This window comes from Sorangium sp. So ce117 (genome assembly GCF_051524395.1).
GTDB lineage: Bacteria > Myxococcota_A > Polyangia > Polyangiales > Polyangiaceae > Sorangium > Sorangium cellulosum_B.
Genome location: NZ_CP150309.1, coordinates 6,591,825 through 6,606,894, shown reverse-complemented (window position 1 = coordinate 6,606,894; position 15,070 = coordinate 6,591,825). Strand labels below are relative to the sequence as shown.

The following is a 15,070-nucleotide window of genomic DNA, read 5'->3' as shown; positions in this document are numbered from 1 at the left end:
CACTCCCCCTCAGAGAGATCTCCGATTCGCAGCGATCCGCGGCCGTGCGCGCGGGTCGCTGCTGCGCACGGCCGGCCGCCGCGCTCCGCTGCTGCGTTGACGCGCGCGTGCGCCGCGCCGCGCAGCGGCTCATCCCCCAGCTGCTTTGTTGGAATCCGGTGAAGTCCGCATGGCCCGTTCACAATCAGGGTAGTGTCGCGACCCCTGCTCGTGGCATGCTCCGCCCGTGCTCGTACGCAGAGCGAAAATCGTCTGTACCATTGGCCCTTCGTGTGACTCTCAAACGACGCTGGAGCAGCTTATCCGCGCCGGTATGGATGTCGCTCGACTCAACTTCTCTCACGGCTCGCATGAGGATCATGGCAAAGCAATCGCCACGGTCCGTGCGGCTGCGGAGGCATGCGGGAAGCCTGTGGCGATCCTGCAGGACCTCTGTGGCCCGAAGATCCGAGCCGGTCGCTTCCCCGGCAACACCTTCGAGGTGGCTGACGGGGCTACCGTTTGGCTGACCGAGGCGAACAGGGACAGCCCTGTCGCGACGCCCGGCGAGATCCCGATCCTCTACGAGGGGCTCGCGTCCGATCTGCAGGCCGGCGACGTCATCCTGCTCGACGACGGCCGCGTCGTCGTGACCGTGACCAAGGTCGAAGGGGACCGCGTCCAGGCCGGCGTGACGCAGGGCGGACGTCTGCGCGATCGCGTCGGCGTCCACCTGCCCGCCAGGCGTGTGCGCATCTCCGCGCTGACCGAGAAGGACAAGGCCGACCTCAGCTTCGGCCTTGCGCAGGGGGTCGACTACGTCGCCCTCTCGTTCGTCCGCAACGCGGACGAGGTCCGGCACGTCCGCGACATCTGCGAGGCCTGGGGTCGCCCGACGCCCATCGTCTCCAAGATCGAGACGCCAGGCGCCATCGACAACCTCGAGGCGATCATCCTCGCCTCGGACGGGGTGATGGTCGCGCGCGGCGATCTCGGCGTGGAGTTCAACCCGGAGCGGGTGCCGATCATCCAGCGCGAGATCCTCGGCCTCGCCCGCGTGCACCAGAAGCCGGTCATCGTCGCGACGGAGATGCTCCAGTCGATGGTGACCGCGACGCGCCCGACGCGCGCCGAGGCGAGCGACGTGGCGACGGCCGTCTTCGACGGCACCGACGCGGTCATGCTCTCGCAGGAGACCGCGACGGGCGCGCACCCGCCGCTCGTCGTGCGGATGATGGCCCGCATCGTGACGGAGGCCGAGCAGAGCTCGTTCTATCGTTACCTCTCGAGCGAGCAGCCCGGGCAGCGCGCCAACGTCCCCGAGGCGACCGCGCGCGCCGCCTGCGACATCGCGAAGGACATCGGCGCGAAGCTCATCATCGCGTTCACCGAGAGCGGCCTCACCGCGCGGTACGCGTCGAAGGCGCGCCCCGTGGTGCCGATCGTCGCCTTCTCGCCGAACGACACGACGCGCCGGCGGCTCGCGCTGCTCTGGGGCGTGGTGCCGTTCCCCGTCGACGCGCTCCGGAACTCGGACGAGATGATCGAGCGCGCCACCGGGTACCTGCTTGCGAACGGCCTCGTCTCGCCGGGCGACAAGCTCGTCACCATCTTCGGCGCTCCTGTCGGCGTCTCGGGGTCGACCAACACGATTCGGGTGAAGGTCGTTGAATGAGCCTGCCCGCCCGCGATAGGAGCTCGTCGGGCGAGCAGGAATCCCTCTCCAGAAACGCGGGCGCAGAAGTCCTCCCGAAGCTCGAGAAATACGAGCTGATCGAGGAGCTAGGCCACGGCGGGATGGCCACGGTCTACCGCGCCCGCGACCCGCGGCTCCGCCGCGAGGTCGCCGTCAAGATCATCCACAAGCACCTCCGGGAGAACGCGGAGGTCGGCACCCGCTTCGTCGCCGAGGCGCGCGCGGCGGCGAAGCTGCGTCACCCCGGCATCGTCGAGGTGTACGACGTCTCCAGCGAGCAGGACCGCGAGCGCTACCTCGTCGTCGAACTGCTCCGCGGCGCCACGCTGCGCAAGATCCTGGGCGCCCATCGCGAGATGCCGGCCGAGATCGGCGCCGCGGTGGTGCTCGAGCTCTGCGACGCGCTGGAGCACGCGCACGCGTCGGGGATCATCCACCGCGACGTGAAGCCGGAGAACGTGCTCGTCGAGCTGCCCTCCGACCGCGCCGGCGAGAGCCGGGACGGCGCGAGCGTGGTGATCAAGCTCACCGACTTCGGCATCGCCAAGATCCTCGACGCTCAGGGCGTCACCTCGACGGGTCAGGTGCTCGGCTCTCCGGCGCACATGGCGCCGGAGCAGATCGAGGGCGGCGAGGTCGACGCGCGCACCGACGTGTTCGCGCTCGGGGTGCTCTTCTACGAGTGTCTCGTCGGGCACCTGCCGTTCGAGGGCAAGAACCCGGCGCAGGTGCTCCGCAAGGTGCTCGAGGGGATCTACCCGGAGGCCGAGCGCGAGCGAGCCACCGTGGGCGCGCGCTGGAGCCGGATCGTCGCGGGCGCCCTGGCGCACGACATCGCCGCCCGCCCGGCGACCCCTCGCGCGCTCGCGGATCAGATCAGGGCCGAGCTCACGGCGCTCGAGATCGCGGAGCCGCGCGCCGAGCTCGCCGCCTACTTCGCCGACCCGGCAGGCTACACCGAGCGGCACGTCGCACGGCTCGTCCCGCGCCTCGTGGCGCGCGCGGAGGCCGGCCGCAAGCGCGGCGACGTGCCCGGCGCGGCCGCCGACTACAACCGGGCGCTGGCCCTCGCGCCGAACGACCTCACCATCCTCAAGCGGCTCACGAAGCTGAACGCGAGCCGCAACCGGCAGAAGCTCGCGCTGCGCGCGCTGCTCGTCGCGCTGGGGTCGGTGGCGCTCGGCCTCGCCGCGTTCACGATCGCCCGCGCGCTCCGCGACCCGCCGCCGGTGGACGGGGACGCGCTCGCGGCGGCCGAGCCGCCGACGCCGCCGACGTCGGCGACGCCCATGGACGCCCTCATCCCGTCGCCGAACGTGCGCGCGGTCGCGCCGAGCGCCAGGGAGGTCGCGAGCGCGCCGCGGCCCCGCGCGCGGCCACCGTTGCCGCACATCCCGCCCTCGGCCGCGCCGGCGGAGGACGTTCCGGCGGTGCGCGACGTCGTCTTCCAGATCGTCCCGAGCGGCGCCAGGCTGGTGCTCGACGGCGTCGAGATCAGCTGGTTCGGCGCGAACAAGGTCACGCCCGTCAAGATCGGCACACACACCGTTCACATCAGCGTGCCGAGCTCGCGGTGCTGCAAGCCGTACGCGGGCGTCATCTCGGTCGTGGCGCCGAAGCCCGGCGTCTCCGCGCCGCAGCGGATCATCCACAAGCTGGAGATCCTGCCCAGCACGGTCGTCCTGAGCGGCGCGCCGCCGAGCGCGCAGGTCGCGTGCCCGCAGATTGGCCTGATCGGCTATGCGGGCACCCCGCAGGCCGTGACCTTGAACGACGTGTCCTGGAGCGGGAGCTGTCTCTTCACGCCCGCGTCGCCGGAGGCCGCGCCGCGCGTCGGCAACGTGACGCTGGTGGCCGGCGAGCCGAACACGGTTTCCTGGCCGTCCGGCTGACGGCATTGCCGTCATTGTGGCGTCCGCTCCGGAATTCTCAGCATCCCCGTCCAAACTCCGCTACATCACGGCGCACCCCTTCCGCATGGCTGCGCGAACTCCAGGCAGGAGATCTCCCGGCGCTCGCTTCCCATCGGTCGGGGGCTGCCGCGCCCTGCGCGCGCCGCGGCGCCTCGCGGCGGCGGCCGCCGCCGCCCTCGCGCTCTGCTTCGCGGCGCCGGCGCGCGCCGACGACGTGCAGCAGTTCGAGCTCGCCAAGACGCGCTTCGACGCCGGGCACTACGAGGAGGCCGTGAGCCGCTTCGCGGCGATGCTCGATCCCGCGAACGCGCCCTGCGAGCGCGGCCCGATCGAGGCGGAGGGCAAGCCGTGCAGGATCTCCGAGCCCGGCCTGGTCGAGCGGGCGCGCGGCCTCGCCGCCGCGGCGCTCGTGGCGCTGCGGCGCACGGCCGAGGCCGAGGCGTACATCGAGAAGATCCTCCTCGACAACCCGGTGTACTCGCCGAACCCGGCGGTGTTCCAGCCCGAGGTCATCGATCGGTTCACCGCGGTTCGGGCGCGCATCCGGACGCGCATCGAGGAGGTGACGCGGCAGAAGGCCGAGGCGCAGCGCGAGGCGCGGCTGCGGGTCGAGCGGGGCCGCGAGGACGAGCGCCGCTGGGTCGCCGAGATCCATCGCCTCGCCGGGCGCGAGCGGGTCGTGGCGCAGAACTCCCGCTGGACCGCGATGCTGCCCTTCGGGGTGGGGCAGTTCCAGAACGGCGACGATGGGCTCGGGTGGTTCTTCCTGGTGAGCCAGGCCGTCGCCGGCGGGACCTCGATCGTCTCGGCGATCGCGCTGGCCAGCTACGAGAACGTCGACGTCTCGCCGAGGTCCTCGGGGCAGGGCGGCGGCCCGATGCAGCGCGTCGACATCGACGCGCTGAACAGCCGTATCGGGACCGCTGCCGCCATCAACCGCGTGGCCTTCGGGGCGTTCGCGACGCTCGTCGCGGCCGGGATCGCCCACGCGCAGATCACGTTCGTCCCCGAGCGGGTCTCCTTCCGGACGCGCCCCGTGCCGCCGCCGCCGAGCTTCACCGCCGCGCCGACGATCTCCGTGGTCCCCGGCGGCATGGTCGCGGGGCTCACCGGACGGTTCTGACCGGGGGCGCCGCGCGGCTCACGCCTTCCGCGCGGCGGCGATCCAGAACCCGCCGAGCTGCGCGAGCGGCGTGTCGCACAGCGCCCACTCCGCCCTGTGCAGGAGGCGCCCGAGGCCCGGCACGCGCATCGCGGCCGCGAACGGCGTCACGATCCGCACCCCGCGCGAGGCGACGACGCGCACGCCGTCCGGCATCAGCGCGGCGGCGGCGCTCGGCGCGTCGAAGCGCGTGAAGACGGCGCTCTCCCGGGTCCTGTCGCTGATGGCGCCCGCCGGGCCGAGCCGCTTCACGAGCCCGCGCAGGCTGTAGGGGTTGTAGAACTCGGCGATCACGTGCCCGCCGGGCCGCACCACGCGCGCCATCTCCGAGAGCGCGCGACGGACGTCCTCCACGTGGGCGAGCACCTTGAACGAGCACGCGACGTCGAAGCTCTCGTCGGCGAACGGCAGGTCGGTCGCGCTCCCCTCCACGACGTCGAGCCCGCGCTCCCTGGCGCGCTCGAGCATGCCGGGCGAGAGATCGACCCCGCGCGCGGCGCGCGCGAACGCGCCGATCCGCGCGAGCAGGAGCCCGGTCCCGCACCCCACCTCGAGCACGTCGCGGCCCTCGCCGAAGCGGCGCACGAAGTCGACCTCGAGCGCGTCGACGAGGTCGTGGTAGCCCCCGGGATCGCGCCCTCCGCGCCGGGCCTCGTAGCGCGAGGAGAACTCGTCGTAGTACGCCCGCGTCGCGCGCAGGTGCTCGTCCGTGCCGACCTCTACCGTCTGGGCTCCCATGGGCCCGCTATAGTACTCCGCGCCGCGGGCTGCCCGCGCTCCTTGCGCTCCTTGCGATTCACCGCGCCGGGCCGCATCTCTCCTGCGAGGTGACCCATGAAACCCGGCGACCATCCCGATTTCTTCCGCTTCGCGCCGCCCCCAGGGACCTCCCGCGAGAGCTCGATCCGGCTCGATCGCGAGGGCCGTTTCTGGCACGACGGCGCCCGGGTCGACCATCCGGCGATCGAGCGCGGGCTCCGGTCCTGGATCGGGCGGCACCCGGACGACGGCCGGCCGATCCTCACGAACGGCTACGACTGGTGTTACTTCCAGGTCGACGACGCGCCGCTCTTCGTCGACGCGCTCCGGATCGGCGAGGGCGGCGCGGTCTCGCTGCTCCTGTTCGACGGCACGGAGGAGCCGCTCGATCCGGCGACGCTCTCCCTCGGCGAGGACGGCGTCGTGTACGCGCGCGCCCGGAGCGGCGCGCTCGAGGCGCGCTTCTCGCGCCACGCGCAGACGCAGCTCGCCCCGCTGCTCGTCGAGGCCGAGCCGCCCAGGCTCTCCGTCGGCGGGCGCGAGGTCACGCTGCCCCCGCGGACCGCGCGCTAGCCCCGCGCGCCGGAGCTCCCGAGGGGGTCGCTGTCGCACGGGGCCGATGCGGCCGCGCTCGGCTCAGTACCGGTACTGCCAGAGCAGGTCGAGCATGCCCGAGGTCGCCTGGCGGGCGTCGACGCCCACCGTGCCGCGGAGCGTCCAGTGCTCGCTGAAGCGCCAGTCGATGGTGACCTCGGTCCGCGTGCCGCGCTCGCTCGCCGTCCCGCCAGGGGTCGGCCCGCTCGATCCCGTCGCGGCGCTCTGCTGCGCGCCTTCCTGGAAGGTGGCCTGCGCCGTCAGGTTGTCGCTCAGCCGGTAGATCAGGCTCGTCCTCAGCGCGCCCTCGGACGTCGTCCCGAACCGCGTCGTCAGCCCGCGCAGCGGCGCGATGCCGCTCAGCAGCGCGTTGAACTGCGCCGACGCGATCTCGCTGCCGACCGACGCCGCGACGCCGCCGGCCGCGAGGCCCGCGGGCGTCTGGGAGCCCGCTGCCTGCGCGCCCTCCGAGAAATCGGCGCCGAACAGGAGCCGCGCGAGGATGTCCTGCTGCGAGCTCGGCGGGCTCGAGGTGAAGCGCAGCGACCTGTCGGTGATGGGCCGGAGGTTGCCGTTGAAGGCGACGTGGATGCGCGTGCCGTCGGGGGCGTCCCAGTGCGCCGTGACGTTCAGGTGTGGGTTCGACGCGTCCTCCTCGCGCAGGCGCACGCGCCCGCCCTCGATCTCGAACGCCTTGCCGTAGATCTCGAGCTCGCCCCGCGTGACCACGATGCCGCCCGACACCCGCGTGTCCTCTCCGATCACGACGCGCGGCGGCGCGTCCTCGGCGCTCTGCAGGCGCAGCCTTAGCCCCGCGCCGCTGACGAACGCGTCGCGCACGTCGAACGCCACGGAGTAGCGGAGCGCGTCCGCCGCGCGCCGCTGCTTCTCCGGCCCGAGCGGCTGCGAGACGGAGATGTCGGGGTTGTCGCCGAGCGGCTGGACGTCGCGGCTGCTCGTCGCCGGCAGCGAGACGCGGAGCGTGGGGACCGTCGCGTACAGGGCGAGCTCGCCCGGCTTCTTCTCCGCGATGAACGACAGCGCCCCGGAGGCGGTCCCGAGCGGCACCCCCTCGAGCGTGAGCGGGAGGGCCTGGTCCTCGGCGATGGTCAGCGCCCCGGCGCCGTCGCGCAGCGTCAGCCCGGCGAGCCGGAACAGGGCCCAGCCCTGCGCCATCCCGGTCGTGCCCGCCGCGCGGAAGCCCTGGATCCGGAGGACGCCGCCCTCGGCCGTGATGCGGGCGGCCACGTCGCGCAGCTCCTGCCCGAGCTCCGGGATGTGCACGACGCCGTCCGTGACCTCCAGCTGGGCGCGGAGGTTGCCGTCCGCGTCGGAGGGGCCGCCGAGCTCGACGCGGAGATCGCCGTTTAGCGTCCCGTCGACCTTGCTCAGCAGCCCGCCGACCAGCGGCTGGAGCGCCGCGAGCCGGAAGCGCTCCGCGGAGATGGCGAGGTCCGTGCGCTCGCCGTCGAGGACCGGGATGAAGCCGCCGCGGAAGCGCACGCTGGCGAAGGCGTTCGCGCGGATCTTGCCGCCGCGCCGGCCCTCGAGGGCGAGCTCGGTGACGCGGAGGTTCCCGCGCCCGGCCTCGCGCATCGGGTCGATCCGCAGCGCGAGCACGCCGCGCTCGAAGGCAAGGTCGCTCCCGAGCGTGACGCCCGGCACCGTAAGGCGCGCCCTGAGCGACGGCGCGATGTTGAGGCCGCGCATCTCGATCTCGCCGCTCACGCGCCCGGCGATGCCGCTGTCGGCGAGCAGGGGGATCTCGCCGAGCGGGACCTCGCGCAGCGTCGCGCGGAAGGAGCCCGTCCACGCCGGGGGCGGAGGCGCGCCTTTGAGCGCGCGCGCCGGGACGTCCGCGAGCAGGCGCTCGAGCGGCGCGAGCACCTCGGCGCTCACGGTCGCGATCTCGGCCGCGCCGCGCGTGACGTGCGCGTCCAGCGTGGCCTTCTCGCTGTCGTACGTGAGCCACGCGTCGAGATCGGTGGGGAACAGGAGATCCGTCGCGCTCGAGGCGCCCGGCGGCGCATAGGTCAAGCCCCACCAGAGGGTGCGCGCCGTCAGGAACGGACGCTCGATCGTGCCGCTTGCGTACGCGTCGATCCGCACCTCGCCAGCGAGCGGCGGGAGCGCCTCGCGCACGAACGAGGGCAGCGTGGTGAGCTGGTCCATCCCGCGCCGCGGGATGGAGGCGTGCGCGGCGATGGGCGAGCGCAGGAGCGACGACCAAAGGGCCGCGGGCGGCCCCGTGAGCGCCTCGAGATCGAGCTCGATCGCGCCGGAGACGTCGGCGAGCAGCCCGCCGTCGTACAGGGTCAGCGCGGCGTCCGCCTTGCCGGTCGCGCCGCTGAACGAGCCCTTGAGCTGCGCGTCGACGAAGCGCGACTCCCAGGCCGGGCGGTCGGCGCCCAGCCGATGAGGACCGGCGAGCGCGAGGCCGTGCGTCCGCACGAGCACGTCGTGCAGCGAAGGCAACGGCTCGCCGGCCGCGCGCGACACCCCGAAGCTGGTCGTGAGCTTGCCGCGCACCTCGCTCACGATGTGCCCGATCGGCATGAGCTGCGCGAGGCAGCCGAGGTCCCAGTCGTTCGCGGCGACCTCGGCCTTCCCGACCAGGGTGGTCCAGGTCTTCGCGCGCAGGAGGGGCCCTTCCAGCGTGCCCTCGGCGCCGGACACACGCACGCTCGCGAGGGTGCCGGCGCACCGCGGCAGGGCGTCGTTCCACGCGCGGTTCGGCGGCTGCCCGCCGTTCCCGTTCGGTTGCGGCGATTTCGCGTCGATGCGCACGGACCCGTCGGCCTTGATCTGGTCGCGCTCGAAGGTCGCCGTGAGCTGCGCCGAGATGCCGGACAGGAACGCGATCTCGCCCCCCGCAAGGCCGAGCCGTACGTGGCCCGAGCGACCGGCCTCGCGGTCCCGATCGAGCGCGACGTCGACCTCCGCGCGCCCGCGCACGCGGATCGGGAGCCCGAGGAGCCGGGCCACGCGGCCGACGTCGATGCCGTCGCCCCGGAGGCGTCCGGTCACGTCATCGCCCCGCACCGCGAGCCGGCCCTTCAGCGAGCCGAGCTCGGCCGAGGAGAGATCGAGCCCCTCGACGGCGAGCCCGCCGGCCGAGGAGGTGATCGCCGTGATCTTCCCCGCGACCGCGGCGCCGTCGCGCTTCAGCTGGAGCTCGAGGTCGCGGAGGGCGAGGGGAGTGGTGGCCAGCCGCGCGGAGGCGCTCAGCGAGTCGTCGCCGTCGGTGAGCGTCGCGCGGAGCTTCGGCGAGGCGAGCGGGCCGGAGATCTGCGCGGTGACCTCGTCGACCGTGTGGCCGCCGGCGAGCGCCTCCTTCCCGGAGAGCGAGGCGTCGATCGAGAGCGCGTCGATCGGCCCGGAGACCCGCCCCGCGACGCGCGCGCTGGCGAGCGCGACGTCCTGGCCGACCCGGAGCCCGGCGAACGCGCCTTCGACGCGCGCGTCGAGCGCTCCCTTGCGCAGGCTCCCCTCGACGCGCACGCGGCCGGCGCCGTCGACGGGCCCGGCGAGGCGCGGCGCCGCGGCGATCGCCGGGATGTCGGCCGTCGCCGCGAAGCGGAGGCCCTGCCCGCCCGGCAGGAGGGAGACGGCGGCGTCGATCGGCGCGCCCGGCTCATGGAGGTGCACGCGCGCGTGGAGCTCGCCGCGGTCGAGCACGAGGTGGACGTCCGCCGCCGGCACGCGTTGCCCGAGCAGCGCGGTGGGCTCGGTCCGCGCCTCGACGGAGAGCCGGAGCAGGTCGCCGAGCTCGACGCGCACCCGGCCGTCCGCGGTGATCAAAGGCGCCGGTTCGGAGCCGCGCTCCGGCGCGGGCTTCGTCGCTTCGGCGCGGAGCCGGGCGGGCGCAACGCGGGGCAGGGCGGGCGCGGCGTGGGTCAGGGTGGGTACGGCGCGGGGCCGGGCGGGCGCGGCCGGGGCGGGCGCCGCGCCGGCCGGGGCGGGCGCCGCGCCGCTCGCCGTATCGGGCGAGAGGCGCACGCCGAAGAGCCGCAGATCGACGTCGCGCGCCTGCACCTCCGCGTCGAGCCGCACGGGCCCCGCCACGTCGAGCTGCCCGGTGAGGGCGAGGCCGCCGCCCGCCGGGCCCGCAGGATCCGCCGTGGCCGAGGCCACCACGTCGAGCTGAGGGAGGTGGCCGTCCACGGCCACGCGCGCGGAGATCGGCTCGGTGAGGGGGTGATCCGGGAGGAGGCTCCGCAGCTGCTCCGGCGTGGCGCGCGGGACGCTCGCCTGCGCCTCGAGGTGCTCCTCGTCGAGCACGGCCCGCGCGGTGATCTCGACGTCGGCGAGCCGACCGGCGAAGCTGCTCCACATCCGGACCTTGTCCCCGGCGCGGAGGTGGTAGTTCGCCGTGCCCGCCGTCCTGGCCGGCAGGAACGCGCGATCCACGAGGCCCGTCTGATCGACGTCGACCGCGACGCCCTCCGGGCCGATGTGCACCGACCCGAAGAGCCGGCTGACATCGGCGTCCAGCGCGCGCGGCGGAGCGACCTGCCCGTGGACCCACCCGCGCCCGATCTCGACGTGCGAGAGGGCGACGACGACGTCGCGCGGAGGATCCTCGGGCTTGGACGAGGGCGGGCTTCGCGGCGGCAGCGGCGTGAACGTGTCGCCGAGGGTGACGCCCCCCGCGCCGTTGTCCTGGACCAGCACGTCGGCCTGCTCGACCCGGATGTACGGGACCTCGATGCGGAGCGCGCCCGCGCCGAAGAGCGCGCCGCGGAGCATCGCGAGCACGTCGGCGCGCGCCTCGAGGCCGCTCGCGCGGATCACCTTGTTCCCCCGTGGATCGAGCGCGACCGCCGATCGGATCCGCACGCCGCCCAGGCCGAGCGCGTCGATCTCGTCAGCCACGATCCGCCCCTGGAACAGCGAGCCGAGGAGCCGGTTCGTGGCGTCGCGGGCGACGCGGCGCGCGGCGGGCGTGTCGAGGTGGAGCGCGACGCCGACGGCCGCGGCGCCCGCGAATGTCAGCGTGAGCCCGAGCGCCGCCGCGACGGCGGACGCAGCGCGGCGCGCCCGTCCCGGCGCGCGCGCCGGGCGCGGTGCCGAGGAGCGCCGCGCCTCGGGTGCGGGATCGGGCGTCACGGCGGGTAGCTTAGTACGCACGGGGCGCGGCGACCGTGCTGGCGCGCGGCGCGACGGCAGGCGGCGGAGGAACGCCGCGCCGCCGGATCGAGCTCCGCGGGGGCGCATCCGAGCCCGATCCACGCGCGCCGAAGGGAAGTCCTCGCCGGAGCGCCACGACCTGCGACACGCGGCCACGATGTGCGCCCGAGGCGCGCCGGAGCGGAGCGGTCAGCCGGCGAGCCGCTCGAGCTCCACGAAGAGCGTGCCGAGCTCCGGCTTCGACCGGAGCGGCGCGCAGAAGCGGCTGGCCAGGTGGAGCAGCTCGGCGTCGAGCTGATCGACCCTCCGCCCGATCTCGGCGATGCGCTCCTGGGACTCCCGGCGCCGCGCCTCGAGCTGCCGGTCGAGCTCTTCGAGGCGCTCGCGCAGCTTCTTGATCTGCGCGTCCACCTCGGCCACCTCGTGCTCGCGGGCGATCGCCTCGCTCTCCGCCTCGTAATCCGCCTTGCGCGACGCATACCAGCCCTCGACGAGCTCGGCCAGCCTGCGGTAGCTGGCGGCGAGCTCGAGGTAGGGCTCGGCGAACCCGGACCGGCCCTCCCAGCGCACGGCCTCCTTGTGCGCGATCAGCACCTCGGGGACGAACGCCTGCGTCGCCGCGTTGAGCGGCGCCACCCTGGCGCGGAACGACCGGGCCTCCTCGCGCGTGAGCGAGGCGTCGACCGTGAGCGCGTCCATCGCCCGCCCGATCTGCATCCGGCCGTCGCGCCACTCCTCGGCGACGCCCTCGAGGCGCCGCTGCTCGTCGAGGGCCCTCGAGCGGAGGTCGGCGTGCTCCCGCACGACGCCGCGCAGCGCCTCGAGCTGCCGCTGGATCTCCCCCGGCGCCGACGCGCCGAACGCGCGGGCCGTCATCCGCTCGAACAGCTCGAGCCGGCTGACCCAGGGATCGCGCCCGGCGCCCCTCGAGCGCACCGCCGAGTCGCGCGGCATCGCCTCCGGCGGCGGGGGGAGCGCGATCCGGTTCGCGGCCGCGATCTCCTCGAGCTCCGCGAGCACGCGGTACGCGTCGACGGGGCGCTCGGAGGGCTCCTTCGCCATCAGGGCGCTGACGAGGCGGTCGAGCGCGTCCGGCATCTCCGGGGCGAGCTCCTTGAGGTGCGGCGGCTGCTCGTTCATGTGCTTCAGGATCCAGCTCGCCGGATCCGGGGCGTCGAACGGCAGCCGCTGCGTGATCATCTCGAACATGATGACCCCGAGCGAGTAGAGGTCCGCCGGGGGGCCAGCGTCGATCGTCGTGCTGCGCTCTGGCGCCATGTACTGCGGTGTGCCGAAGATCTCACCGAGGTTCGTGAGGCGCGCGTCCTGCGCGCAGCGGGCGATGCCGAAGTCGAGGAGCTTCACCCAGTCGCCCTTCATCAGGAACACGTTCTCCGGCTTGAGATCGCGGTGCACGACGTCGAAGTCGTGCGCTCGGCCGAGGGCGCGCGCCATCTGCACCCAGATGGGCAGGGCCCGCGCGAGCGGCACCCGGCTGCGCTCCACCACGTCGGCGAGGCTCGTCCCCTGGAGCAGCTCCATCACGAGGAAGGGCAGCCCGTCGTCGGTGTCGCCCTGATCGAAGATCTCGATGATGTTCGGGTGCGCGAGCCGCTGCGCGTGCCGTGCCTCGCGCCGGAAGCGCTCCCGCGTCGTCGTGTCCTGCGCGAACTCGCGGTTCAAGATCTTGATGGCGCACGGGGTGCCGATCAGCTTGTTGTATGCCCTGTAGACCGTGGCCATCCCGCCGATCCCGAGGCCGAGCTCGATGACGTAGCGACCCGCGATCGACGTCCCGATGCGGGGATCCTTCTCGGAGACGAGCGATGAGCCGTCGATGAAGCAGAAGGCGCTGTCGGCCGGGTAACGCTGATGGCACTGCGGGCAGGTCTTCATAGCGGGCACGTCGGCTGCAAGGCTACACTCTACGGGGGGCCGCTCTCGAGGGTCAACGCTCGGCGCGCGCCTCGGCGCTTTGTCGAATCGTGGTGTGCTGCGCTGCCTTGCCCTGCGTGATTCCGCGTAGCCCGATGTCTCCTCGCGCGGCCCCGCGTCCTCCCACGTGGCCCACGCGCCTCCTCGCATCCCGCGGCCACCCCTCACGTGGTCTCGCGTGGTCTCGCGTGGTCTCGCGTCTGCTAGCGTCTGCTAGCGCCTGCTAGCGTGATTCCAGCGCGGTTTCCGCATGATTGCCGGCGGCACGGCGCGCGCCGCGCGGGCTCTCCGCGATATGTTCTCGTGACGTCATGGACGAGGCTCCCTTGCGCGCGGTGGTGATCGGCTCTGGCGTCGGCGGCGCTGCCGCGGCGCTCCTCCTTGCGCACGCCGGCATCCCGACCCTGCTCGTCGAGAAGGAGCGCCGCCTGGGCGGCTCCTCTGCCGCTTACGAGAGGGACGGCTTCCGTGTCGACACAGTCACGCACATGCTCGGCTGTGGCGAGCATGGCCCGCTAGGCGACGTGCTCCGCCGCGTGGGCCAAGGCGACGCCATCACGTTCCAGCAGAGCGACGAGCCGGCGGCGCTCTGCTTCACGGGCGCCCGCGCCGGGGCCGCGCGCGCTCGCCGCGTCGTCCTGCAGGCACATCTCCTCCGGCTCGCCGGGACCGCCCTGGATCTCGCGCGCGGCCTCGACCTCACGCCGCTGGAGGCCGCGGGCGCCGCGCGTCTCTTCGCGCACGCGGCGGCGATGCGCGACGTCGATCTGGCCGCGTGCGACGACGTGACGGCCGAGGCGTATGTGGCCCGCTTCATCCCGCGCGCCGCCGCCGCCGCTCGGCTCGGCGGCCTGCTTGGCCTGCCGCTGCTGCTGCCAGGAGCCGAGGCGTCCGCGGGCGAGGCGCTGTTCTCCTTGCGCCGGCTCGCCCGCGCCGGCCGGCAGCGTTATCCCGAGGGGGGCGCGTCGCGGATCCCCGAGGTCTTCTGCCGCCTGGCCCGGGAGCTCGGCGCTGCCGTGTGGACGGGCGCGACCGTGCGCCGCGTGCTGGTGCGCGATCGTCGCGTGCAGGGCGTCGAGCTCGAGGACGGAACGGTGCTCCCCGCGCGCATCGTGGTGAGCGCGGCCGGGCTCCTGCGCACGGTGTCGGGCCTCGTTGGCGAGCCGCACTTCCCCGACGCCTACGTGGAGCGCGTCCGTGCGGTCGCGCCCCAGCCGAGGCTGGTCGAGGTCAAGATCGGGCTGCGCAGGCGGCTCGTCCCGGCGGGCGCGCTCGCCGGTCTCGCGGGCGGCGCCGGCGCGCCGGCGTTTCCGTTCTACTGCCTCGCGCCGACGCGCTTCGACCCGTCGCTCGCGCCGCCTGGACATGAGCTCCTCTGCGCGTGCGCCATACCCGGTGGGAGGGGCGGCGCCTCGCGCGGCGGACCCGGCGCGACGGTCGACGAGCTCTTGCGCGCGCTGTCGGCGGCGGTGCCCGGCGTGCTCTCCCAGGCGATCTTCGTCGACGGATCATCCCCGGACGGAGAGGCGAGCGCTCCCGGCGGCGAGCTCGCGTCGGGGACGGCGCAGACGCCTGGCCAGGTCGGCCGCGCGCGGCCGGCGGTGTACACGCCCGTGCGGGGGCTGTACCTCGCAGGGCGCGCGGCCGGCGGGCGCGGCGCGGGGATGGATCTCGCCGCCTCGAGCGCGATGGAGTGCGTCGACCGCATCCTCGTCGATCTCGGCCGCGATCTCGGCGCTCCCGCCCCGCCCGCGCTGATCGACATCGCGGGCGATCTGCTCGGGCGCGCCGCGGGCTCCACCATCTCGTGGCTCACGCGCTAGAGCGGCGGTCACCCGCTTCGGAGACGGGCCCATCTCGACGTTTTCGGTGCTCAGCGCACCGGAGTGCGCTTGCGCGCCG

The 15,070-nt window shown here is 74.1% G+C and carries 8 protein-coding genes; 5 read left to right on the top strand and 3 right to left on the bottom strand.

Features of this window, described 5'->3' with window-relative positions:
• Positions 1-226: 226 nt before the first annotated feature.
• From pyk to WMF46_RS24680, 3 genes are all read left to right on the top strand, one after another.
• On the top strand, positions 227-1,654 hold the full coding sequence (gene pyk, locus WMF46_RS24690) for a pyruvate kinase (protein WP_437987826.1): 1,428 nt from the start codon (positions 227-229) through the stop codon (positions 1,652-1,654).
• On the top strand, positions 1,651-3,567 hold the full coding sequence (locus WMF46_RS24685; RefSeq protein WP_437987825.1) for a serine/threonine-protein kinase: 1,917 nt from the start codon (positions 1,651-1,653) through the stop codon (positions 3,565-3,567). Before pyk ends, WMF46_RS24685 begins: the two co-directional genes overlap by 4 nt.
• 85 nt (positions 3,568-3,652) lie before the next feature.
• The gene (locus tag WMF46_RS24680) at positions 3,653-4,711 is read left to right on the top strand and encodes a hypothetical protein (RefSeq protein ID WP_437987824.1); all 1,059 of its coding nucleotides are present in this window, start codon (positions 3,653-3,655) and stop codon (positions 4,709-4,711) included.
• A gap of 18 nt (positions 4,712-4,729) precedes the next feature.
• Here the strand turns inward: WMF46_RS24680 and WMF46_RS24675 are convergent, their stop codons facing one another.
• Positions 4,730-5,488 carry a class I SAM-dependent methyltransferase gene (locus WMF46_RS24675; RefSeq protein ID WP_437987823.1) on the bottom strand — a complete coding sequence of 253 codons (759 nt, stop codon included), beginning with the start codon at positions 5,486-5,488 and terminating at the stop codon, positions 4,730-4,732.
• A 96-nt stretch (positions 5,489-5,584) separates the two neighbouring features.
• Between WMF46_RS24675 and WMF46_RS24670 the strand changes: the two genes are divergently transcribed.
• Positions 5,585-6,082 (top strand): hypothetical protein, encoded by a 498-nt coding sequence (locus WMF46_RS24670; RefSeq protein WP_437987822.1) that lies wholly within the window; start codon positions 5,585-5,587, stop codon positions 6,080-6,082.
• Between the two features lie 63 nt (positions 6,083-6,145).
• On the opposite strand, the gene WMF46_RS24665 is transcribed toward WMF46_RS24670, so the two are convergent.
• Positions 6,146-11,212 (bottom strand): translocation/assembly module TamB domain-containing protein, encoded by a 5,067-nt coding sequence (locus WMF46_RS24665; RefSeq protein ID WP_437987821.1) that lies wholly within the window; start codon positions 11,210-11,212, stop codon positions 6,146-6,148.
• 210 nt (positions 11,213-11,422) lie between these two features.
• Complete coding sequence (locus WMF46_RS24660; protein ID WP_437987820.1) at positions 11,423-13,129, bottom strand: protein kinase domain-containing protein; 1,707 nt, start codon at positions 13,127-13,129, stop codon at positions 11,423-11,425.
• A 350-nt stretch (positions 13,130-13,479) separates the two neighbouring features.
• On the opposite strand from WMF46_RS24660, the gene WMF46_RS24655 reads away from it, so the two are divergent.
• Positions 13,480-14,991 carry a phytoene desaturase family protein gene (locus tag WMF46_RS24655; protein WP_437987819.1) on the top strand — a complete coding sequence of 504 codons (1,512 nt, stop codon included), beginning with the start codon at positions 13,480-13,482 and terminating at the stop codon, positions 14,989-14,991.
• The last annotated feature ends 79 nt before the right edge of the window (positions 14,992-15,070 follow it).

Coding starts and splice junctions, on each gene's coding strand:
- WMF46_RS24655 (WP_437987819.1), top strand. CDS start 13,480: ATGGACGAGGCTCCCTTGCGCGCGGTGGTGATCGGCTCTGGCGTCGGC.
- WMF46_RS24680 (WP_437987824.1), top strand. CDS start 3,653: ATGGCTGCGCGAACTCCAGGCAGGAGATCTCCCGGCGCTCGCTTCCCA.
- WMF46_RS24670 (WP_437987822.1), top strand. CDS start 5,585: ATGAAACCCGGCGACCATCCCGATTTCTTCCGCTTCGCGCCGCCCCCA.
- WMF46_RS24675 (WP_437987823.1), bottom strand. CDS start 5,488: ATGGGAGCCCAGACGGTAGAGGTCGGCACGGACGAGCACCTGCGCGCG.
- WMF46_RS24660 (WP_437987820.1), bottom strand. CDS start 13,129: ATGAAGACCTGCCCGCAGTGCCATCAGCGTTACCCGGCCGACAGCGCC.
- WMF46_RS24685 (WP_437987825.1), top strand. CDS start 1,651: ATGAGCCTGCCCGCCCGCGATAGGAGCTCGTCGGGCGAGCAGGAATCC.